Below are 318 nucleotides of genomic sequence, written 5' to 3'. Positions count from 1 at the left end.
CGCGCAACGGCCGCCGGCGGTACTGCTCCGTGAGGTGCGGGAACCGGGCGGCGGTGCGGCGCCATCGGGCGCGCGTGAGCTGATGGTCAGGCGGTCTGTCCCGCGTGCTTGCCCACGCCGATCTCCTCGACCAGCTTGGCGTTGAACGCCGGGAGGTCATCGGGGGTGCGGCTCGACACGAGCCCCTCGACGACGACGACCTCCTCGTCCACCCAGCTCGCGCCGGCATTGCGGAGATCGGTCTTCAGGCTCGGGTAGCTCGTGAACGTCCGGCCGTCGACGACGCCGGCCTCGATGAGGATCCAGGCGCCGTGGCAG

At 71.7% G+C, this 318-nt stretch carries 2 protein-coding genes; one reads left to right on the top strand and one right to left on the bottom strand.

The window, feature by feature from the left end; all coding sequences use genetic code 11:
* Positions 1-83 (top strand): CGNR zinc finger domain-containing protein (locus KVS71_RS17220; RefSeq protein ID WP_217585126.1); only part of this gene is annotated, 83 nt, incomplete at its 5' end.
* Between the two features lie 3 nt (positions 84-86).
* Here the strand turns inward: KVS71_RS17220 and KVS71_RS17215 are convergent.
* A partial coding sequence (locus KVS71_RS17215; protein ID WP_217585125.1) for a DJ-1/PfpI family protein occupies positions 87-318 on the bottom strand: 232 nt, incomplete at its 5' end.

The organism is Microbacterium sp. GbtcB4 (assembly GCF_019091465.1).
Taxonomy (GTDB): domain Bacteria; phylum Actinomycetota; class Actinomycetes; order Actinomycetales; family Microbacteriaceae; genus Microbacterium; species Microbacterium paraoxydans.
Note: the sequence above shows the minus strand (reverse complement) of the source record. Positions and strands in the feature narration are given on the sequence as shown.